This window comes from Kitasatospora sp. UYEF31, assembly GCF_057291755.1.
This window is the reverse complement of record NZ_JBXAWK010000039.1, coordinates 44,242-63,755: the sequence shown is the minus strand read 5'-3', so window position 1 is coordinate 63,755 and position 19,514 is coordinate 44,242. Positions and strand designations below refer to the sequence as shown.

Sequence of the window (19,514 nt, the reverse complement as noted above, 5' to 3'; positions counted from 1 at the left end):
GGGGAGACGGTCAGCCCGCCGGCCTCCAACTCCCCGACGGCGGCGTCCATGTAGAGGGAATTCCACCAAGTATCCGGGGCAATCGAGTGAACCGGATACTTTCTGGACGACGAAGTACATCGACGCCGCGGTCGCCCAGCTGCGGGCCGAGGGCCACGAGATCCGCGATGAGGATGTCGCCCGCCTGTCCCCGCTGAAGTTCAAGAACCTCAACGTCCTGGGCCGCTACAGCTTCACCCCCTCCACCCCGTCCCAGGGACTGCGCCCGCTGCGCGACCCGGACGCCCCCGAGCTCGACGATGACGAGGACGGTGGGGATGAGTAGAGGCGCCGGCCGATATGCCCGGCCCGGCGGCGCATCGGCCCCCGCTACGAGGCGGCGCGCTCCAGGAGGTCGCGCACCGCGGGAGTGTCCCGGTGTGGCGCGAGCGCGGCCAGGACGGTGTCCAGGCGCCTCACGGCCCGTGGGGAGTCGGAGGCGGCGGCCAGGTCGTAGACCCGCGAGGCGACCGCGGCGGCTTCGTCGATTTCGTTGGCGTCCACGTATGCCTGTGCCAGCCACGACGAGTACAGGGCGACTTCGCGGACGTGGGTGGTGTCGTAGCGCTCCAGCGCGGCCGTCAGCAGGGGTACGGCCCGCAGTGGCCGGTGGGTCTCGGTGAAGACCCGGCCCGCCATCACGTCGGATTCGTCCCGCGAGCACCAGTACAGCCAGTCGGGCCGCTCCGCGTCGTCGTCGACCTGGTCGTGGGAGGTAGTCGAGCGTCCGACCGCCCACTGCGCTTCGCGGGCGTCGCCCGCCATGGCGGCCGTCCAGGCGACCTTGTCCAACAAGAGAGTGCGCTCCAGCGGGCTCGCGGTCCCGTCACATCCCGCCAGGGCGGAGCGGGCCATCAGGAGTCCTTCGTCCGGCCGGCCGTTGTTGGCGTAGGCGTATCCCGCGCATCCGAGGTTCAGGGCCGCCAGCGTGCGGTTTCCGGCGGCGTGCGCTGCCTTGATCCCGGCCAGGTACAGGCTCACGCCCTGATCCACGCGGCCGGCGTCGCAGGCCACCCAGCCCGCCAGCTGGGCCTGCTCGGAGAGCAGTGCCAGCAGACGTCGCCCGCTCTGTTCGGTGTAGGACGCCTCCCGGGCGAGCTTCACCGTTTCCCGCAGTTCCTGCATCACCGCCGGAAGCAGCACGGTGACGCCCGCGAAGTCGTCGAGGCGCCGTAGCCGCACGGTGCGCTGGTCGAGATCGTCGAGGAGTTCGGTGCCGATGCGGCGGCCGGCGTGCTGGTGCACGACCTGGGGCGGCGGTGTCACGAGCCATGCGTGGGCGATGGCGGCCGCGTTGTCCGCCGTCACCGCTTGGTCGCCGTCGAGCATGGCCGCGAGCGTATCCACCTGTGCCCGGTCCCAGAGGCCACCGGCCAGGGCGAGCGGAACCGGGGTCCGGGTTCCGCTGCGGAGCGCCACCGTGCGTGCCACGGCCGTTTCCATGACGTCGTGGGGGATGCCCAGGACCCGGCAGAGCACGGGCCACCACTCTTCCGGCAGCCGCAGCCCGGCTTCCCACCGGTAGACGCTGTGCCGCCCCAGGCTCACGGTCCCCGCGGTGGTGTTCAGCGCGTCCGCCACGTCCTGCTGCGACATGAGCCGGGACTCTCGGGCCGCTTTGATCAACTGCCCTGGTGTGTATGCCTGTTCCATCGCGGGCGTCCCCTCGTCACTGGCCTACACCCTGGCATACAGCCTGGCAGCCGACTACCGATCCGGGTGCGCCGTTGACTGGTCGTAGTCGCCATATGGGCGGCTCCCCACGGCAGCGGGCCGCAGCACGACGGAAAGCGCTGCGGCCCGCTGCGTTCAACGGTGGCAGGAGTGATTGCGGTGCCGAACCTTCGTCTACCTGTCGTCAGCCGCCGGGCCGGGCTGGGCCAGTCGCTCCGCCGTGTGCTCCAGCTCGACGCTGTGGGAGCCCTTGACCAGGACGATGTCCCCCGGCTGGATCAGGTCGCGGGCCAGGGTCAGGGCGTGGTCCCGGTCGCGGGCGCCCACGACCTTCAGCTGCGGGTTGTCATGCTGTGCAGCCTCGGCCATGGCCCGCGCGTCGTCGCCGCCGACCGCGATCAGCACGTCGATGCCGGCGGTGGCGACAAGACGGCCGACTTGCCGGTGCTCCTCGCCTCCGTCGGCACCGAGCTCCTTCATCTCGCCGAGGACCGCGATGGTCCGGCGGCCGTCCTGCATGGCCTCAAGCGCCGAGAATGCAGCCTTCATCGAATCGGGGTTCGCGTTGAACGCGTCGTTGATGATCCGCACCCCGTCGGGCCGGTCGGTGACCTCCATGCGCCCCGACGCGACCAGGACCGCGCGGGACAGAGCGGCGGCCGTCTTCTCCACGCCGGCGCCCAGCCCGATGGCGACGGCAGCGGCGGCCAGCGCGTTCGAGACGTGGTGCGCGCCGTGCAGGGTCAGATCGACCCGCGCCTGAGCACCCTCGGCGGCGAGGGTGAAGGAGGCCCGGCCCGAGGTGTCGAGGGCGACGTCCAGGGCGCGTACGTCGGCCTCGGCCTCGATGCCGAAGGTCAGCACCCGGGCGCGGGTGCGCGAGGTCATGGCGGTGACCAGAGGATCGTCGGCGTTGAGGATCGCCAGGCCGTCCGCGGGGAGTGCTTCGACGAGTTCACCCTTGGCCTTCGCGATCTGCTCGCGTCCGCCGAACTCGCCGACGTGGGCGGTTCCCACGTTGAGGACCAGCCCGACCGTGGGCGGGGCGATACGCGTGAGGTGGGCGATGTGGCCGATACCGCGGGCGCCCATCTCCAGCACGAGGTAGCGGACGCCCTGGTCCAGGTGGGTGATCGTCAGTGGCATGCCGATCTCGCCGTTGAACGACTGCACCGTGGCGAGCGTCTCCCCGAGTTCTGGGAGGACCTGGGCGATCAGGTCCTTGGTGCTGGTCTTGCCCGCCGAGCCGGTCAGCCCGATCACCGTTGCTTCCGGTACGGCGGCCAGCACGGTGCGGGCCAGTGCTGCGAGCGCGTCGAGCACGTCGTCGACGATCACGGCCGGGACGCCGACGGGCCGGGTGGCCAGGACCGCCACCGCACCGACTTTCACCGCGTTCGGCGCGAAGACATGCCCGTCGGCGTGCTCACCGGGCAGCGCGGCGAACAGGCCACCGGGCTGAACCGTGCGCGAGTCGACGACCGCGGGCGCGGTCATCAGCACGGACGGGTCCGGCACGTCGCACAGACGGCCGCCGACGGCGGCCGCGACGGCTTCGAGCGAGAGGGGGATCACGAGACGAACTCCGCATCAGCAGGGCTTGCCCGGCACGGCCAGCAGGCCACCGGTTCGGCTTTTCGACCGTAGCGCCTTGACGGGCCGGCACATCCGAGACCGGCCAGAGCACCCACGAACAGGAGCACCAACTGATGACGCAATCTCTCGAACCCGGCCGGATCGCCGTTGTCTCCGGAGGCAGGTCCACCGAGCGGGAACGGTCCCTGATGTCCGGCCGCGCCGCCCTGGAGTCACTCGAACGGCAGGGCTACACCACGGTGTTCCTGGACGCCGCCGACAAGGACTTCGCCGACCAGGTCCGCGGCGCCGACACGGCGTTCCTGGCCATCGCCGGACAGTACGCCGAGGACGGCAAACTCCAGGGGTTACTGGAGTCCCTGAACATCCCCTACACCGGCTCAGGCGTGACTGCTTCGGCGATCGGCATGCACAAGACGTTCGCCAAGACCGTCGCGGCCGCCGCCGGCGTGGCGGTCCTGCCCTCCGTCAACGTCCCGGCCCGTGACCGCGACACGATCACCCAGGTCATCACCCACGCGATGGCGTTCCCGCTGATCCTCAAGCCGTTGTCCGAAGGCGGCTCGATCGGCATGAGCGTCTGCCACGACACCGCCGAGCTCGCCGCCGCTCTGCCCACGGTGAAGGCCGCCGACGGGTGGTTCGCCGAGCCGTTCACCACCGGCACACCGGTGACCTGCGGAATCCTGGAGGTCGACGGTTCCCCGGTGGCCCTGCCGCCGCTGGAGACCTTGCCCACCGACGCCGAGTTCTACGACTACGCCACCAAGCGCGACAAGACCAAGTACCACTACCGGTGCCCGGCCGAACTCCCCAGCGCCACCCTCGACGCGATCACCACCGCCTCGCTCACCGCGCACAGCGCCCTGGGCTGCACCGGATACTCCCGCTCCGACTTCATCGTCACGCCCGACGGGAGCCTGGTCTGGCTGGAGGTCAACACCCTGCCGGGCCTCTCCCACACCGGGAACCTCGCCACCATGGCAGGCGCGGCGGGTATCGACTACGACCAGCTCATCCGCATGATCCTCGCCACCGCCACCACCAGTGAGGGGTACCGGCCGTGAGCGAACTGACCGCGCGCGACGTCGAGGACGCCGCCGCCAACCTCGCCCCGGTCGCCGCCCGCACCCCGGCCCTGTCCGCGCTCTCCCTCGACCAGGCGGCGGGCTGGCCGGTGGTGTGCAAGGCGGAGAGCCTCCAGCGCACCGGCTCCTTCAAGTTCCGCGGCGCCTACCACCACGCCTCCTCCCTCCCCACCACGGAACGCGCCCGCGGTCTGATCGGCGCATCCTCCGGAAACCACGCCCAGGCCCTGGCCCTGACCGGCAGGCTCCTCGAAGTGCCGGCCACCGTCGTCATCCCCGCCGACGCCCCGACCCCGAAGGTCGAAGGCATCCGCGCGCTCGGCGGCCGGGTCGTCACCTACCGCCGGGACGCCGAGAACCGCGACGCCCTCGTGGCCGAGATCGCCGCCCGTGACGGCCTGGCCATAGTCCCCTCGGCGAACTCCCGGCACATCATGGCCGGGGCCGGGACCGCCGCCCTGGAACTCCTCACCGACCACCCCGAGATCGAGACCCTCGTCGTCCCCGTCGGCGGCGGCGGACTCGCCGCCGGGACCGCCACGATCGCCAAGCACCTGAACCCCGGCATCAAGGTCATCGGCGTGGAACCGCAGGAGGGCGCCGACACCCTGCTGTCGATGCGCTGCGGCCGGCGCATCGCCCTGCCCGAGGTCCCCGCCACCATCGCCGACGGCCTCGGGCACACCAGCCCCTCGCCGCTGACCTGGGCCGTCAACTCACGTCTCCTCGACCACGTGGTGACCGTGACCGACCAGGACATCACGGCCGCCATGGCGTTCGCCTTCCGTCACCTGAAGGTCGTCGCCGAACCCAGTGGCGCTTGCGCCCTGGCCGCCGTCCTTGGCGGCCTGATCCCCCATGAGTCGGGGATGATCGGGGTGGTGATCTCTGGTGGCGGCGTGGACTGGCCCACCTTCCACCGGCTGATCAGCCAGAGCGCCCGCCGGAAGGAACCCGCCCGTGTCTGATCACCACCCGTTCCCCACGATCACGCAGTACGTCAGCGCGGACCTGATCCACGCCTTCGCCTACGGGGGCCGCGCCCACGACGACGATCCCCGCTGGGAGGAGTCAGGCGCCCCCGACCGCGACACCTACGGCCGGTGGTCCGGCCACATGTGCGGCATGGCCTGCCTGCGCATGGCGCTCCTGGCCCGTACGGGCGAGGCGCCCACCATGTTCGAACTCCTCGACGGCGCCCGGAAGTACGGGGCGTACACCGAGGATGTGGACACCGGCGCGATCCGCGGCCTGATCTACGCCCCGTTCGTCCAGTACGTGCTGGACGTCCACCCGCTGGGCGCCGAGGTGTACCCGCACCTGACCGTGCCCGGTCTCCTCGACCTCCTCGACGGCGGCCGGATGGTGATGGCCTCCGTGCACAAGGAGATCCGCCGCCCGGAGAACCCCGCCCCCGGCAAGGGCGGGCACCTCGTGCTCGTCACCGGCCGCCAGGGCGACACCGTGCACTTCCGCAACCCGTCCGGCCACACCGAGCAGGCCCGTACGGCGAGCCTGCCAGTGGCCGATTTCGCCGAGTTCTTCGGCGGCCGCGGCGTGTCACTGACCTGACACTGCCGGCGCCGCTGACCCAAGCCCCGGGCCGGGGACAGGATGTGACGGACCCGGCCCGGTTCCAGACCGCGCCCGCCCGACGCCCGATACTGTCGGCCCGCGACGGTGACCGCTCGATGAAAGCCCTGGTAGAACCCGTGATCTACGACTTCCCGCACCGAATGAAGGGATGCCCGGTCCTCGGCGCCGTCCCCGGAATGCCGGGGCCCTTCGGCGTGTACCGGCCCGAGACGGAGACAGACGAGCCGCCGCAGGACGCGTACGTCACTGCTGTCCCCGCCCCGCGCGACGGCCGCGAGCGGTGAGCGGGATCTGGCGGCAGGTCCTGGCCGCCTACACCACCGACCAGCACGACGAGCGGGACCGCGAGCAACTGCTCGCCCTGGGTGCCGCCGAACTCGCGCACGCCCGCAGCAGCGAGGGCCGGCCCGCGTCCGCTGAGGACGTTCAGCACATCGCGCTCCAGGAGTTCGGGCTCCTGATCGGCATCACCCAGGCACGCACCGCGCTGCGCGAACGCCGCTCCCGCCATCGGTGACTCCGACCGCGTTCACGCGTTGAAGCTGCGTGACCACGATGACGACGCGGCCCGTGCCGGTCGCCGGCTGCACCGAAACGGCTCCGCCCACGCCGGGTGAGCCGATCTTCGCGGCGCTGGCCGCCCACTGGACGGCGGAGGGGCGTGTCGTGCCCGGTCAGGTGGATCAGGAATGGGCCATGCTGGCAGGCAGTTGCCCGTGGCCCCGGCGGTAGAGACCAGCGTGGTGCGGTGGTCGCCCCACGGCCCGCATCCGCTGCACCGGCCGGCAGCCTCGAAGCCTGCCCGGCCACCGAGGCTGCCGGACCGGCCGGTCATGTTGGGCCCCCTTCCGGTCCGGCAGCCCTCACCCCGGGGGTTACGAGGTGTTACGGCCGGAGGCCGCCCCCCGGGGGGCGGCCTCCGGCCGTAACACCTCGTAACCCCCGGTAAGGCCCGTAAGTTCAGCAAAACTGAGGGTATTTCAGTGCGAACCCACGGGTCGGGGGATGTGCTTCAGGCTGGTGTGTCCGTGGGTTCAGATGAACCCCGAGGCTGTTGTGCCAGTCGGTGGGCCTCGGACGTGACGTCAGCGTCGAGCTGGGCGGGTGTTCTGCCGCTGTATTCGAGGGTGTCGTACTCGTCGTCGAGTTCGGCGAGCCGTTCAGCCAGAGGAAGTCGATGGCCGAAGCGCTGATGGGCCTGGAAGGCGAGTTCCCTCGGCGTCAGCTCGCCTGACAGCAGTTGGTTGGCGAGAGCTCGCACGGCAGCTTCTTCGCCGGCATGGCTCCCGGGAGCGTAGTAGGTGAGGCCAAGTTCTTCGAGGGCCGCCGGGAGGATCTCGGGAACGTCGTAGTCGGCTTCGCTTCGTGTGCGTGATGCCAGGGCCAGAAGCGCGGGGCTGTCGAGTCCGGCAACGAGGGCATTGCATGCGGCGGTGACGACCTCGTATGCCGGGGCCGCGCCGATGCTCCAGAGCACGGCGCGGTCCTGCAGGGCATCTGCTGCTTCGATCGAGGTCACACCGCCATGATCGCTCGATGCTGCGTTCCGGTCGAACAGGTTTCACGGTTGGGACTGCTCGGCGGCCTGCTCCAGAAGTGCCCGGGCGGAGTCCGCGTAGCGCATGGCGGTGGTCTCGTGGAGGCCGAACACCTCGGCGAGGTGGAGCGGGTCGGGGCCCTGGACGAGTGCCTCTTCGAGCTGCCGGTCGACGCGGAGCCTTTCCAGGGTCGCATCCTGTCCGCGCATGGCCGCGCTGACCCAGTGGTTGCTGGAGCGGGCGGTGCCCGTCGCGGTCTGCTGGTTGATCAGCAGGTGGAGGTTGGCGGTGTTGGGCCACCGCTTCCTGCGGTAGTCCAGCCAGTCCAGCAGCAGCTTGAGGGTGAGGTCGTCCAGTGGGCGGACGCGGCCGGCGATGACCAGGCGGCGGTTGCCGGGGTCGGTGTCGTCGAGCATGAGGGTGGCGATCTGGGCGACGCGGGCGGCGTGCACGGCAGCGAGGGCGAGGATAAGACGGGTGGCCGGGGTGGTGGCTGCGGCGACGGCCCGGTCGACCTGGGCGGCGGCCAGGGGTTGGAGGACGCCGGACTCGTAGCGGCCGACCTTGATGCGGCTGGTCGGGTTGCGGAAGACCAGGCCGGACCGCTTGGCCCAGGAGAACAGCGACCGCAGGGCGACGAGCTGGTCGTGGTGGTGGCGGCCGTGCAGCGTCTTGACGTGGGCGAGCAGGTCGTCCCGGGTCACTTCCCGCAGGTGGTCATAGTGTTCGGACCAGTCCAGCAGCGCGGGGCGGACCCGGTTGAGGTAGAGCCAGACGGTTCCCTCCCGGCGCGGAAGACTGCGGGGGCCGCCGTCGCGCAGAGTACGGGTCCACCGCTCGGCCTCCTCGCGGATCCCGGGAGCCAGGCCGTCCAAGCGCTCGGCGAGCCAGCCCTCGAAGGACGGCTCACTGTCGTCCAGGAAGATCCCCATCTCCTGCAGGACCGTCACGACGTGCCCGACGCCCAGGTCAAGGGCGCGGAGCGGTTCGAAGATCTCGCTGTGCCTGATGACGTCGCCGTCGACATAGCCGGTGAGCACGAGGGCCAGGGCGCGGTTGACGGCGAAGCGTATGTTGCGTCCCCAGCCCCGGGCCTCGGCGAACTGGTGGACGAGGTATTTCGCCCAGGCCAGCCAGGGGCTGGCCAGGTCGCTGTCGGCGGGGTCGAGACGGCGGTAGTCCCGCGCCACCTGCCCGAACAGCGGCGACTGGCTCCAGCGAGGGGCAGGCCGCCGGGCCGGTGCGGGCGGCGGCTTGGGAAGCGATCCCCGGGGGCCGCCGCGGCGCGGAACGTCGGGTGCCGAGCCCCTGCGGTAGTGCAGGCCCATGAAGAACAGCTGGTGGTGACCGACATCGGCGAGCCGGTCCCGCACCAGCGCCTCGGCCGCGGGCTGGCCCGGTGCGGTCTTGGCGCTGAGGCGGGCCTGGCACCAGCACAGGCGGCAGTAATCCCACTTCAGCGGCTGCCGCCGCCCGCATCCGACGCAGGCGGCGTCGTCGCGAGTGCGGCCGAACATGTAGCAGGCCGGGCAGAGACGGCCGCTGAACTCTCCCCAGGCCAGACAGCCCTCGCAGGAAGCGGTGGGCGTGCGGTAGCCCCGGGGATACCTGCTCATGTCGGCGGCAGTGAGCGGCCGTCGCGCCGCTTGGGCACTACGGCCGTCGGCGAGACGCTCCCCCCGGCTGCCGCGCGCAGGTTCTCCTGCTGTCCGGGGCGGATGACCTTCTCGGGCTCGGGGGTCAGCAGGTCGCCGATCTCGCAGCCGAGGACGACGCAGATGATGTCCAGGTCCTCCAGCTTGAGTGAGATCGGCTGGCCGGACCACAGGCCGGACATCTTTCCGGCGGAGATCACCAGGCCGTGTTCGGCCAGGCTCCGCTGCAGTTCGGACGCTTTCCAGATGCCCTTGTTGGCGGCGGTCAGCCGCAGGTTCCACTTCATCCCAGGAGTCCTTCCAGCCGCTTGGCGGCCCGCTGTTGTCCGGCGATCCAGGCGTCTTCGACCCGGGTCTGCTGGACATGTATGTAGCGCATCGTCGTGGCGATCCAGGAATGTCCTAGTACCTCCTGAATTGCCACTAGGTCCAGGCCGCCGTTGTAGAGCTCCGACGCGCAGTAGTGCCGCAGGACGTGCGGCGTCAACTTCTCACCCCATAGCGGCAGATGGAGCTTTGCGGCGTCGCCCAGTCCCTTGCGCAGGGCGTCGTCGCCGACCCGGCGTGAGGAGCCGTCGGTGTTCTTGCGCTCGCTGGGGAACAGTGGGGCGCCGGGGCGGGTGTGGTCGTCGTCAAACTGGCCCCAGACGTCCTCGATGAACCACCGAAGCGTCCGGTAGGCACCGTTGATCAGCGGCACCATCCGCTCGCGCGGTCCCGAGCCCCGGGCGCCCTTGCCGTAGCGAACATGGAGCTTTCCGAACCGGCCCAGATCCCACTTGATGTCGTCCAGGTCGAGCTTGCACGCCTCGCTCACCCGAAGCCCGACCTGCGACATCAGCCTGGCGGCGGTGTAGTTCCTGGCGGTCGGGCCGAACTTGCGGCAGGTCGCCAGGTCGCCGCCCCAGCCGGTGAAGAGATGCACCATCTCCGGCCCGCTCGGCGGGATCCGCAGCCGGGCGTCCTTCGCGCCACGCGGCCGGTTCATCTCGTCGATCGGGCACTCGACCACACGGCCGGTCAGCTGGTGGATCTCAACCTTGTGCCGCAGCTCCAGGAACATGAAGTACGTGCTCAGTGCCTGCGAGCGGGCCAGTCGGGTGCCGCTGGGCGAGCCCCGCAGCACCCGACCGAAGTACGCGTCGGCGTCGGTCGGCTCCATGTCCCACAGCGGACGGCCGAACCACGTCCGCATCTGGTCCAGATGGCCGACGTCGCCCCGGATCGTGTCGTCGGTCAGCCCGGCCGACGCCCGCGCCAGCACGAAGCCCGCGAGCACGTCGGTCTCGAAGGCTTCCAATTCCTCGGCCGAGGCCGGCGCCCGGAACTCGCGCAGATCCCGTACGGCGGCCAGCGCCAACCCGAGCCCCCTCAGCTTCACGAGGAAAGTAGAACCATCGTGAATACTGAGACTACTTCATGAATCCTGAAGTTCCTTCACTGGGCCCCTCGGATCGCAAGGACGCCAGAACCCGCTGGCCAGCAGGCCGGACGCCATCCGAGCCTCAAGGGAACTCACGGGATGTCGCACACCAGAGCTGATCCGGAACGGTCACGTTGCTGGGGGTCGCGGACCCTTCCCGGCGTTCGCCGGAGATGCAGCGCGGCGTATCGATCATCGTGGCGGCCTCGCGCGCGCGTCCTGTGGTTGCCGTCCAGACCTCAGGTGGGTGCCGAGCCACGACGGCGGGCAACCACAGGTATCCAGTAGGCACTGATCAATGGAAGGCCCCCTGGGGCCTGGAGTGGTGCGCGTAGCGCAGATCGGTGACTGGGGGATGGTCCAGCGCATCCAAGGCGCTGGCGCGGGGCGGCTGGGGGCGGCGTTAGCCCCCGGCAGTTGATGAGTCCGCGAAGCGGTCGGAGGTTCATGTTGTAACTCCTTCCTCTCTTTGAGCTTCGTATGGGTTAGATATTCATGTGGTTGAGCTTCGTCTTGTTTATGGCCAAATTCTGACTCTCGCGAGAGTCAGAATTTGATCTTCCCGAGTGTCAGAAAATGACGTTCCCGAGGACCAGATTTTGATCCACCGGAGTGTCAGAATCTGATCCTCCGTGCTGACCTGCGGCGATGGCCTGCGACGCCGATTCATGGGCGTGTGAAAGACCCCCGCGACCGGGTAGGTCACGGGGGTCAGAACGTCCTCCAGCCAGGGGGCACCGAGGTCAGTCGTCGCCGTCCTGAGCGTCGTAGGCCTTGTAGACATCCGTGATGTCCAACGGGCCGGCGTAGTGCTCTTCGGGCTCTTCGTGGACCCGGTACACCGTCTGCTTGCGTAGCGGGTTATGAGGGTTGCGACCGGTACGCCAGTCAGCCGCACCGATCTTTCGGAGCTCGTGGAGGTACTTGCGGAGCGTCGTCTTCGACTTGATGCCGGAGATGAACAGGAGTTTGCTCTGTCCCGGCCACACTCGCATGTCGCCCGTGTTGTCCTTGCGTTCTTGGTTGACGTGCACGTAAAGGGCCCAGTAAAGAGTCTTCGCGCCGGGTGAGATGTCGGCGAACAGCACCCAGTCCGGCAACTGTGTGAACGGGTACCGACGGCGTCGGCCTCGCTCGAAACTGGCATCCCCCGATGGATCCTTCGGGGTCCCTTTGGGCTTCGCATGTTCGCTCACTCTGTCCCGCCTTCCGGCGGGGTGAGGTGCAGAACGTAGAGGTTCGCCAGGGGGGAACCGCTGGGGGCGTGCTGTGGCTTGACCTCGACGGCTCCGGCCTTCTTGAGGCCGCGCAGGGCGTTCTGGACTGTACGGTCGGAGACGCCGATTCGCTCTGCGAGCTTCGCCACGGGCAAACTCACCGACGTGTCGCCTCTCGCCAGGAGAGACATGTGCCCGTACAGCCAGGCTTCGCCGCGGCAGTCGGTGAGTACCCATGCCGGGATCTGCGCGAACTCCGTACGAGCGGTGGTGCGTCCGAGCTCGACCACCATCTCGTCCTCTTGATGTTTCTCTGTCACAGCTGGGTGTGCTCCTGTCCGCCCCAAGAGTGACCCGCTTCACGCGGCACCAGGCCGCCTTCCGCGCTACTCTCGACGCACGTAACCAAAATGAACGGCCCCCTGCCGCCAAGCACTGGGGGTCGTTCGCGTTTTCGGGCTAAATCTATACCCCGAACGAATCTGCACGGGGTGAAGAATCGTGCACGGGGTGCAGCGTGTCGCGCTGCGGGTCTGCGAGAACTGCAAGGCAGACGGTTGCCTAGAGTCAATGATGAGCGGCCTGCGGAGTCGCTGTGACGGGGCGGATTCATAATGATCTTGATCGAAGTTGACGAACGTCTCCTCCATCAGGCCGCCGAGGCGTTGGGTACGACGACGGAACGGGACACGGTCCACGGGGCTCTCCGGCGTGTAGTGGAGACCGCGGCACGTCGAGACCTCAAAAGGATGTCCCGCGAGGGTGCCTTCGACGAATTGCTGGCCCCGGGGTTCGAGGCGCGGGTATGGGAGTAGCTGTGCCCTCACCGGCTCCGGGCCCGGAAGCTGGCTGCTGCCTCGATCAACTTTGAGCACACCGGAACCCGAGCGCGGCGGCATCGGTATGTTGACCGTGCGGCGTGCACGTACGCCGGTGCCCGAGCGGTGCGCGGCCCACGCCCGAGCCCCGATGTTCGAGCGAGGTTCTGCGAATCGCGTGCGTCGTGAACTCGTCCGCCTTCCCCGAAGCGGCACGGGCGTGGGGCTGTGCCGCGGCATGGGCTGAACATGACGACCGACCGCGTTCGGAAGCTGGAGATCAGGGCGGAGATGGCCGCCTCTGGCCTGACGTACAACGAGGCCGCTGCCGTGGTGGGCGCCCGCCGGATCCCCGCGGCGGGGAAGCCCGCGCCCGACGGTGTGCCGATGGCGCCCGATCCGCTGGGGCTGGCCGAAGGCGCTGAGCTGCTCACCGTTCCGCTGATGGTGGCCACGATGCTGCCGCCCGGCCCGCAGGGCCTCCGTGTGGCGCAGGTGATCGCGGACGCCGTCGACTACCTGATCGATCCGGCCGAGGGTTGGTTCCGCGCGCGGGCGGAGGTCTACGGGCCGCGGCCCACCCGGGAGTCGGGCATGGCACCGCTGGCCGGCCACAAGCCCGGCATGCTGCTCGCCCAGGTCTCCGCCCGGCGCCGCTGGACCACACCCGAGAGCCTTCACGCGTTCCTGGAGGCGGCGGCCACCGCGATCCTGGCGGTCTTGGCCGGGCACTTCCCGGCGATCACCGAGCGGCTGCTCCAGGCGTACGACGACGGGCTCGCGGCCATGACCGCGAGCTCAGAACTCTCCGAGGATACGGAGGCTGACGTGCCAGCGGGCAGGGCCGACCTCGGTCAACGCGGTGGCCGTGGCCCGGCGGAGGTCGTCTTCGTAACTGTGGTCGATCCAGGCGAGGACGCGTAGCTCGGCCTCCGTCGCGTCGGCGGCGTCGATCGCGTACGTATTGGTGACCGAGGCCCATCCCTCATCGGGGTGCTCGAAGACCGGTTCGCCGACCTGCTCGGCCTGCCAGGCGCTCTCGGGATCGTCGGGAACCGGTGGAAGGGTCACGGGGTAGGTGGTGGGCACGAAGACTCCTGATCTTCTCGGTCGAGCTACTGATGGAGCACCGCACCTGGGGGGACCGCCGGGTTCTAGGCCGCGAGGCCCAAGAAGCGGGTCGGGTTCTGTGCCCAGGGGATCTTCTTCTTCCGGTACGCGTCGAAGGCGCTGGAGCGCAGCGAGTGCCGGGAGTGCGCGGCGACGGTCTCGGGCGGGTTCCCGGCGTCGAGCAGGGCCTGGATGCAGCCGCGTCGCATGGAGTGCCCGGTGATGCGCCGAACCGCGGCGCGGGCGATCCGGACTCCGGTACGCCAGGTCTTGATGATCGCGTTGGCCTCCTCGGCCGTGGGCGCGGCGGCCGCGGCCGCGTGCGCCTCCTGCCGTGCCTGGGCGGCGGCGGCCAGCTCCTCGGGGGCGGGGTCCGGAGTGAGACCGGCGGCGCGGGCGGCGGCGGTGATGAGGTCGCTGACGGTCTCGCCGGTGATCCCGCCGCGGCGCAGCGGGTCCTTGGTATGGCGGCCGGCCGCCTTGGCGCCGACGTTGCCGTGCTTGTCGATGCGGCGCAGCAGGGGGCCGGGGGTGAGCTGGCCGTCGTCGGCCAGTACGTCGAGCCACTCGCGCAGGGCGTGGATGGGGCACAGCTCCGTCTCGCCGGGGGCGAGGATGCGCACCTCCTTGCCGCGCGCCTTCTGGTCGGCCTTGGACCGGCGGACCTTGATGATCAGGGCGGGGTGCTCGATCTTCTTGCCGGTCTCGTCCTCGATCTTCACCGTGGTGATGACGGCGTCGTGCAGGTTGAGCCGGGCCGGTTCGGAGGCGCGGCCGGCCATCCACCAGTCGATGAGCAGCGTGGCGGCGTCACGCTTGCCGCGCACCGTGGAGCGGTCCAGGGTCCGCACCATCTGGCGCAGTTCCTCTAGGTCGACGCCGTCGGCCTGGAGCGGGCCCGGCTCCAGGGTCGGGTCGTCGGCCTCCTCGCCCGCACGGTGGCGGACGACGAGCTGGCAGCCCTTGATCTCCGCCTTGCTCAGCGGAGTGTTCTGGATGGCCCGCATGGCGCGCAGCGTGCCGAAGTGGGCCTCGATCGTTTTCGAGGGGTGGCCGCGGTCGCCGAGGTCGGAGAGGTAGGACAGGACGGCGTTGGCCTCGTCCTCGGCCCAGTCGTAGCTCTGGCACCACAGGCTGTAGGAGCGCCAGCGGCTGGCGCGCGCGTCCCGGCTGTTCCGCGGGATGGAGTTGGTGAGCTTGCGGGCGGCCGAGGCCGAGATCCGCTCTCCGGTGACGCTGACGATGTCTGGCTCGGCGCGACGGCGGCGCATGGCCGGGGGGCGCGCCGGCGTCAGGGGGACGAGCTCGTTGGACGTCATCGGCTACGGCTCCTGGTGCGGCGGGACGGGAAGAGGGCCAGGGCGTCGGCGCCCGTACGGGATGCAGTCGGGCGCGGTCTCATGCCGCCCCGTCCTGCGCGGGGTCCTCGGCGGTGGGCGGGGCCTTCCACCACAGGGTCTCCAGCGGCGGGCTCAGCTCGTACGACGGCCGGATGTCGCGGGCCGCCTGATGGCTGAACAGGCGGGTGGATACCGTCACCGGGAACAGGGCGCCCTGGCCCGGCTCGGGCATGGCCGGGGGCTGGGTCTGCCGGGTGGTCATCGGACTTCCTCGCCGGGTTCCGGCCGCTCGACGCTGAACTCGACGAGTTCGCGGCCACCGCGGGTGACGGTCTCTTCCTGGCAGCGGGCGCCGCGGGCCTGAAGGTCGGCCCGGATCCGGTCGGCCTCGCTGGTCTTCCCGCTGTGCACGGTGCCCGTGAAGACGGCGCCCTCGGTGCAGTCGAAGACGATCACCGGGCCGGTGGCCGGGTCGGGGAGCGGCAGCGGGCCGGTGGCCGCCGTCTTGTCCGCGCCGCCCCGCTGGAACGCCCACCGGGTGAGGCTGCCCTGCGGGTCGGTGTCGGCGGGGGCGTGCCGGCGGTTCGCGCGGGCGACGAGCTCGGTGACGCTGAGGCCACGGCGCTTGGCCTCGGCCTCCAGGAACCGCTGGGCCTCCACGAACGACGGCGCGGCGGCGTCCAGTGCCGGCCCCTGTGGGATCTCCCCGGTCATCCTGCTCCCCCGTGCTCGGGCCGCCCCGGCCATGTCGTTGCGTCCGCTCGTTGCACGCTGACGCCTGTTGTCGTGTCCTCGCCGGGTTTCTGATTCCGGGTAAGGAAAGCGTATCCCGAATCAGGACCTGGTGCCCCCGATCTCGACATAATTGAAGGTTCAACAAGTTCTGTGAGAGCCATCCTCCGGGATCGCGCGTCGCGGGGGGTAGGGCACCCGGCGCGCTCCACGGACAAACTCTGTGAGGCGATCTGCGAGCTGAAATGGCCATCACCAGGCAATCATAACGAGATTACACATCACGTCTTAGAACGGCTCTTGTCAGATCTATGCAGCTCAAACCATGTTTCAACTCAATTAATAAACTTCAACTCTAGTCGTGTTTGAGTTGAGTTGAAATACTGAAGTGTGTTCGCTATGCTGTGGGAACTGCCGAGAAGGGCCCGCAGAGGCCCGGACCGAGCACACAAGCCGTTCTGGAGAAGAAGGCGCGGGGCCCGGATGACCGTCGAGCAGAGCACCGACACCTGGCTGAGCCGAAAACTGGCAGCTCAAGGCGGCATCGGTGACTGCCGGTTCCCGGAGTGCAGCGCCGAGCGCGAGCGCCCGCGCCCTGGCAAATCGGGCCCGCCCCCCGGGTTCTGCCCCGACCACAACAACCCCGCCGACCGGCAGCGGGCCTATCGGTCCGAGAAGGCAGAGCAACGACGCCTCGAAGCCGAAGCCGCCGGGCAGGACGCGCCAGCCTCCGACCGGACCACGCCGCTGACCACCCTGCTGGAGCGACGTGCCCGCGAGGAGTCCGTTCTCGCCGAGCTCATCCCCCGCGCCCTCGCCTCCCTCCAGGCGATCGAGGAGGGCAAACAGGCCGCCGCCGATACGGATGCCGTTGCCGCGCACATCGACCAGGTGCAGCGGGCTGCCGCCGAACGGATCGCCGCCGCCGATGAGGCCCGCGCCGCCGCCGGGCGCGAGGCCGCTGCGGCCCGCACCGGCACGCAGTGGGCCCTGCTGGCCGTCGCCGCCGCACTCGCCGACCGCGACTCCGCGTACGCCGAAGCGTCCACCGCTCTGCGGGAGGCCGCCGACGCCGACGCCCGCGCCACCACCGACCGCCAGGCCCTGGAAGAGCTCCAGGCCCGCCGCGGACAACTGCGGGACTCGTACCGGCAGGAGAAGGGGGCCCGCGAGCAGCTCGCCGAACAGCACCGCCAGCTCGACGAACAGCACAGCGGCCTGGAGGGGAAGCACAGCGCCCTCACCGAGCGGACCGGGCGGCTGGACGGCGAACTCACGGCTCTCCGCCCACAGCTGCAGGCCCTCACGGCACGCAACGCTGTGCTGGAGGGCGAAGCCCGTACGGCCAGCACCGAGCTGGCGACCGCCCGCTCCCAGGCCGGGCAGCTCACCACCCAGGTGGAGACCCTGACGACGCGCAACGCCGAGCTGGAGAGGGAAGCCCGTACGGCCGGCACCGAGTTGGCGACCCTGCGCTCCGGAGCCGAGAACCTGACCGCCCGGGTGGAAGACCTCACCCGGCAGGTGGGTGACCGTGACCAGCAGCTCACCACCGAACGCGACGCGCGCCGTCAGGAACTGGCCGCCGCCGGTGAACGCTTCGCGGCCCTCACCGCAGAGGCCGCCACGCTCCGCGCCCAGTTCGACGCCCGCCCGCAGGCGGTCGCCGAACCCGCCGCCGATCAACCCGCCACGGACGATCCCGACGAGCAGACGGAGGATGCCGCCGCCGACTCCGACGAGGAGACGCCGACCGGCGGGCCACCGGCCGCGATTGTCGACCTCGGCATTCGCGCGGGATCCGGCTGGAGCCTGGTGCGGCGCGAGGAGTACTGGGACACCTGGACCGTTCTGCGCGATGGGGAGCTGGTCGGCTCCGTCCAGCCCGAGCACGCCATCACCGGCAGGCAGTCCCTGAGCGGATGGTCCGCCCGGCACCAGTTGATGCCCGTACACCCCCGCGGGCGCGACAAGCACCACCGCAACCGCGACAGCGCCGCGAGGGCCGTCATCGAGGCCGAGCTGCGTCTCCACCCGAACCGGACGGTCGAGCCCGCCCCCGACTTCGCGGCCCTGACCGATGAGGCAGCCACCGAACTCGTCCTGGCCGCCGCACCGCTCGCCACAGCCACCGCCGAGCGCGGCGGCTCCCTCGCCCAGCTCCCCGACCCCGTCCGCGTCGCCGCCCTGCGGATCGCCAGCCGGGCCCCGCTGCCCGGCGACATCGCCCTGCTCGCCGCGCTCGAACCGCGCGACCTCGGCCGTAGCAAGCACGCACGCCGACTACTGGCCGCCCTGCCCGCCACCGCTGAACCCGTCGCCGCCGGTGAACCGGTCCTCGTCGGCGAACTGGGCGGACGCACCTGGCGCCTCGACCCCGACCCCGACCGTCTCGGTGCCTACCTCGTACTCGCCGACGAGACCCCCGTCGGCACCGTCACCCCGGAGATCCGAGACGGCCGGCCGAGCTGGTGGGGCGCCACCCACCGCCGCCGTACGCTCACGACCGGCCGACGGCGCTACCCCTACCGCGACGCCCACGCCGCGACGATGCACGTCGCCGACGCGGAAGCCACCCACCACCCGCTCCCGCCGCTGGACGACGACGCCTTCAACGACATCCCACCGGACCTGCGCACCATGCTGTTCGACGCGGCCAGCAGGCTGGATCCCAAGCGAGGCCGCCTGTCCCGCGTCGAGCCCGCCGACTACCGCAAGCAGCTCCACGCTGCGCTCGCCGACGTACGCCGCCCGGCCACCGGCCGAATCTCCGGCCGCAGTCTGACCGTCCTGCTCGACGCCGCGCGCGAGGACCTGGGTGCGACGAGCAGTCAGCCGGCCCAGCGCCTGTACGACGTGCTCCAGCAGATCCGAGACGCGTTCACCGCCCCGTCGGCCCCGGACCCGGGAGATCAGTGATGCAGGCCCCCGAACGAGCCGACGGATACGGCCCCGACACGCTCACTCTCCCCAGTGATACGAGCAGCTTCGCCTCGCCCAGCTCCGTGCCGCTGCGGAAGCAGCCGATCTCCTACGGCTTCCTCTCGGACGCGTCCTCCTGGTCGACACTGAAACCGACCGACTTCTTGACGCCCGGGCCATTGAGGTCTGCGTCCTTGACGCAGCTGGCCAAGCCCGATTCCACGAGCGCATCCACCCGGGCCGCGCGCTGGACGAGAAGGCATCGGCCGTCCACGGGATAACCGATGATGACCTGCGCGGATGCCCAGCTTTCGAGCGGATCGCCCAGCCCTTGGACGATGTACTCAGCGAGGCGGACGTACTGATCGCCTACCAGGCCGGCTTCGACCAGGGCGTGCTGCGTCGTGAGTGGACCCGACTACCGCTCCGCCCGCTCCCCCGCCCCTGGACCCGGCGGGGCCGCTGGTGGTGCGCCATGGAAGCCTGGAGCCGCTACACCATGACGTGGGACACCGAGGAACAGCGCTACCGACGGATCCGATTCGGAGGCGACCACACTTCCCACGGCGACACCGCCGTCCTGCTCGACCGGGTGCGTGCGATGGCGAAAGGCCGTGAGTTCGAGATTTCCGAAGGGGGCTCATAGCCGAACTCGCGGTTGGTGCGTCCATAACGGTAGCGGGGCGAGCCCGGGTTCGTCCGGGCCCACCGAACTCGGGCCAGGACGCACCCCCGTACGAGTGACAGAGGGCTGCGACCAACATTG

General features: G+C 70.2%; 22 protein-coding genes. 11 read left to right on the top strand and 11 right to left on the bottom strand.

Annotated elements, in window-relative coordinates; all coding sequences use genetic code 11:
* A partial coding sequence (locus tag AC0Z36_RS19645) for a Tn3 family transposase (protein ID WP_485464259.1) occupies positions 1-325 on the top strand: 325 nt, incomplete at its 5' end.
* Between the two features lie 44 nt (positions 326-369).
* Here AC0Z36_RS19645 and AC0Z36_RS19640 read toward each other — a convergent pair.
* Positions 370-1,692, bottom strand: a complete 1,323-nt coding sequence (locus tag AC0Z36_RS19640) for a helix-turn-helix transcriptional regulator (RefSeq protein ID WP_485464258.1) — start codon at positions 1,690-1,692, stop codon at positions 370-372.
* A 195-nt stretch (positions 1,693-1,887) separates the two neighbouring features.
* On the bottom strand, positions 1,888-3,288 hold the full coding sequence (locus AC0Z36_RS19635) for a UDP-N-acetylmuramoyl-tripeptide--D-alanyl-D-alanine ligase (RefSeq protein ID WP_485464257.1): 1,401 nt from the start codon (positions 3,286-3,288) through the stop codon (positions 1,888-1,890).
* 134 nt (positions 3,289-3,422) lie between these two features.
* Here AC0Z36_RS19635 and AC0Z36_RS19630 point away from each other — a divergent pair, with 134 nt between their 5' ends.
* The 6 genes from AC0Z36_RS19630 to AC0Z36_RS19605 are packed head-to-tail and all read left to right on the top strand — an operon-like array spanning position 3,423 to position 6,725.
* Positions 3,423-4,376 carry a D-alanine--D-alanine ligase family protein gene (locus AC0Z36_RS19630; protein ID WP_485464256.1) on the top strand — a complete coding sequence of 318 codons (954 nt, stop codon included), beginning with the start codon at positions 3,423-3,425 and terminating at the stop codon, positions 4,374-4,376.
* Positions 4,373-5,365: a threonine/serine dehydratase family protein gene (locus AC0Z36_RS19625; protein WP_485464255.1), complete on the top strand. Its 993-nt coding sequence runs from the start codon at positions 4,373-4,375 to the stop codon at positions 5,363-5,365. Before AC0Z36_RS19630 ends, AC0Z36_RS19625 begins: the two co-directional genes overlap by 4 nt.
* Entirely contained in the window at positions 5,358-5,969 is a 612-nt protein-coding gene (locus tag AC0Z36_RS19620; RefSeq protein ID WP_485464254.1) for a cysteine peptidase family C39 domain-containing protein, read from the top strand. Before AC0Z36_RS19625 ends, AC0Z36_RS19620 begins: the two co-directional genes overlap by 8 nt.
* Positions 5,970-6,013: 44 nt before the next feature.
* Positions 6,014-6,277, top strand: coding sequence for a hypothetical protein (locus AC0Z36_RS19615; protein WP_485464253.1), 264 nt, complete (start codon positions 6,014-6,016; stop codon positions 6,275-6,277).
* Positions 6,274-6,510, top strand: a complete 237-nt coding sequence (locus tag AC0Z36_RS19610) for a hypothetical protein (protein ID WP_485464252.1) — start codon at positions 6,274-6,276, stop codon at positions 6,508-6,510. The genes AC0Z36_RS19615 and AC0Z36_RS19610 overlap by 4 nt, the downstream gene beginning before the upstream one ends.
* A gap of 38 nt (positions 6,511-6,548) precedes the next feature.
* The gene (locus AC0Z36_RS19605) at positions 6,549-6,725 is read left to right on the top strand and encodes a hypothetical protein (protein WP_485464251.1); all 177 of its coding nucleotides are present in this window, start codon (positions 6,549-6,551) and stop codon (positions 6,723-6,725) included.
* Positions 6,726-7,005: 280 nt separating this feature from the next.
* On the opposite strand, the gene AC0Z36_RS19600 is transcribed toward AC0Z36_RS19605, so the two are convergent.
* The 6 genes from AC0Z36_RS19600 to AC0Z36_RS19575 form a co-directional block, all read right to left on the bottom strand.
* Positions 7,006-7,512: a hypothetical protein gene (locus tag AC0Z36_RS19600; RefSeq protein WP_485464250.1), complete on the bottom strand. Its 507-nt coding sequence runs from the start codon at positions 7,510-7,512 to the stop codon at positions 7,006-7,008.
* A gap of 42 nt (positions 7,513-7,554) precedes the next feature.
* Complete coding sequence (locus tag AC0Z36_RS19595) at positions 7,555-9,147, bottom strand: hypothetical protein (RefSeq protein WP_485464249.1); 1,593 nt, start codon at positions 9,145-9,147, stop codon at positions 7,555-7,557.
* Complete coding sequence (locus AC0Z36_RS19590) at positions 9,144-9,473, bottom strand: helix-turn-helix domain-containing protein (RefSeq protein WP_485464248.1); 330 nt, start codon at positions 9,471-9,473, stop codon at positions 9,144-9,146. Before AC0Z36_RS19590 ends, AC0Z36_RS19595 begins: the two co-directional genes overlap by 4 nt.
* Positions 9,470-10,567, bottom strand: a complete 1,098-nt coding sequence (locus AC0Z36_RS19585) for a tyrosine-type recombinase/integrase (RefSeq protein WP_485464247.1) — start codon at positions 10,565-10,567, stop codon at positions 9,470-9,472. The genes AC0Z36_RS19590 and AC0Z36_RS19585 overlap by 4 nt, the downstream gene beginning before the upstream one ends.
* Positions 10,568-11,352: 785 nt before the next feature.
* Positions 11,353-11,709, bottom strand: coding sequence for a hypothetical protein (locus tag AC0Z36_RS19580; protein ID WP_485464246.1), 357 nt, complete (start codon positions 11,707-11,709; stop codon positions 11,353-11,355).
* A gap of 92 nt (positions 11,710-11,801) precedes the next feature.
* Complete coding sequence (locus AC0Z36_RS19575; RefSeq protein WP_485464245.1) at positions 11,802-12,146, bottom strand: GntR family transcriptional regulator; 345 nt, start codon at positions 12,144-12,146, stop codon at positions 11,802-11,804.
* A gap of 294 nt (positions 12,147-12,440) precedes the next feature.
* Here AC0Z36_RS19575 and AC0Z36_RS19570 point away from each other — a divergent pair, with 294 nt between their 5' ends.
* Complete coding sequence (locus AC0Z36_RS19570) at positions 12,441-12,641, top strand: type II toxin-antitoxin system VapB family antitoxin (RefSeq protein WP_485464244.1); 201 nt, start codon at positions 12,441-12,443, stop codon at positions 12,639-12,641.
* Between the two features lie 252 nt (positions 12,642-12,893).
* Positions 12,894-13,568, top strand: coding sequence for a hypothetical protein (locus tag AC0Z36_RS19565; RefSeq protein ID WP_485464243.1), 675 nt, complete (start codon positions 12,894-12,896; stop codon positions 13,566-13,568).
* A 230-nt stretch (positions 13,569-13,798) separates the two neighbouring features.
* Here the strand turns inward: AC0Z36_RS19565 and AC0Z36_RS19560 are convergent, their stop codons facing one another.
* From AC0Z36_RS19560 to AC0Z36_RS19550, 3 genes are all read right to left on the bottom strand, one after another.
* Positions 13,799-15,073, bottom strand: a complete 1,275-nt coding sequence (locus tag AC0Z36_RS19560) for a site-specific integrase (protein ID WP_485464242.1) — start codon at positions 15,071-15,073, stop codon at positions 13,799-13,801.
* Between the two features lie 79 nt (positions 15,074-15,152).
* Positions 15,153-15,356, bottom strand: a complete 204-nt coding sequence (locus tag AC0Z36_RS19555) for a hypothetical protein (RefSeq protein WP_485464241.1) — start codon at positions 15,354-15,356, stop codon at positions 15,153-15,155.
* Complete coding sequence (locus AC0Z36_RS19550) at positions 15,353-15,808, bottom strand: hypothetical protein (protein WP_485464240.1); 456 nt, start codon at positions 15,806-15,808, stop codon at positions 15,353-15,355. Before AC0Z36_RS19550 ends, AC0Z36_RS19555 begins: the two co-directional genes overlap by 4 nt.
* A gap of 501 nt (positions 15,809-16,309) precedes the next feature.
* Here AC0Z36_RS19550 and AC0Z36_RS19545 point away from each other — a divergent pair.
* Both AC0Z36_RS19545 and AC0Z36_RS19540 read left to right on the top strand, forming a co-directional pair.
* Positions 16,310-18,745, top strand: coding sequence for a hypothetical protein (locus AC0Z36_RS19545; protein ID WP_485464239.1), 2,436 nt, complete (start codon positions 16,310-16,312; stop codon positions 18,743-18,745).
* 139 nt (positions 18,746-18,884) lie between these two features.
* Complete coding sequence (locus tag AC0Z36_RS19540) at positions 18,885-19,394, top strand: 3'-5' exonuclease (protein ID WP_485464260.1); 510 nt, start codon at positions 18,885-18,887, stop codon at positions 19,392-19,394.
* The last annotated feature ends 120 nt before the right edge of the window (positions 19,395-19,514 follow it).

Bases quoted from the DNA above. Each gene is read 5' to 3' on its own strand.
- AC0Z36_RS19560 (WP_485464242.1), bottom strand. From the start codon at position 15,073: ATGACGTCCAACGAGCTCGTCCCCCTGACGCCGGCGCGCCCCCCGGCC.
- AC0Z36_RS19570 (WP_485464244.1), top strand. From the start codon at position 12,441: ATGATCTTGATCGAAGTTGACGAACGTCTCCTCCATCAGGCCGCCGAG.
- AC0Z36_RS19565 (WP_485464243.1), top strand. From the start codon at position 12,894: ATGACGACCGACCGCGTTCGGAAGCTGGAGATCAGGGCGGAGATGGCC.
- AC0Z36_RS19555 (WP_485464241.1), bottom strand. From the start codon at position 15,356: ATGACCACCCGGCAGACCCAGCCCCCGGCCATGCCCGAGCCGGGCCAG.
- AC0Z36_RS19640 (WP_485464258.1), bottom strand. From the start codon at position 1,692: ATGGAACAGGCATACACACCAGGGCAGTTGATCAAAGCGGCCCGAGAG.
- AC0Z36_RS19590 (WP_485464248.1), bottom strand. From the start codon at position 9,473: ATGAAGTGGAACCTGCGGCTGACCGCCGCCAACAAGGGCATCTGGAAA.
- AC0Z36_RS19595 (WP_485464249.1), bottom strand. From the start codon at position 9,147: ATGAGCAGGTATCCCCGGGGCTACCGCACGCCCACCGCTTCCTGCGAG.
- AC0Z36_RS19605 (WP_485464251.1), top strand. From the start codon at position 6,549: ATGACGACGCGGCCCGTGCCGGTCGCCGGCTGCACCGAAACGGCTCCG.
- AC0Z36_RS19630 (WP_485464256.1), top strand. From the start codon at position 3,423: ATGACGCAATCTCTCGAACCCGGCCGGATCGCCGTTGTCTCCGGAGGC.
- AC0Z36_RS19550 (WP_485464240.1), bottom strand. From the start codon at position 15,808: ATGACCGGGGAGATCCCACAGGGGCCGGCACTGGACGCCGCCGCGCCG.
- AC0Z36_RS19545 (WP_485464239.1), top strand. From the start codon at position 16,310: ATGACCGTCGAGCAGAGCACCGACACCTGGCTGAGCCGAAAACTGGCA.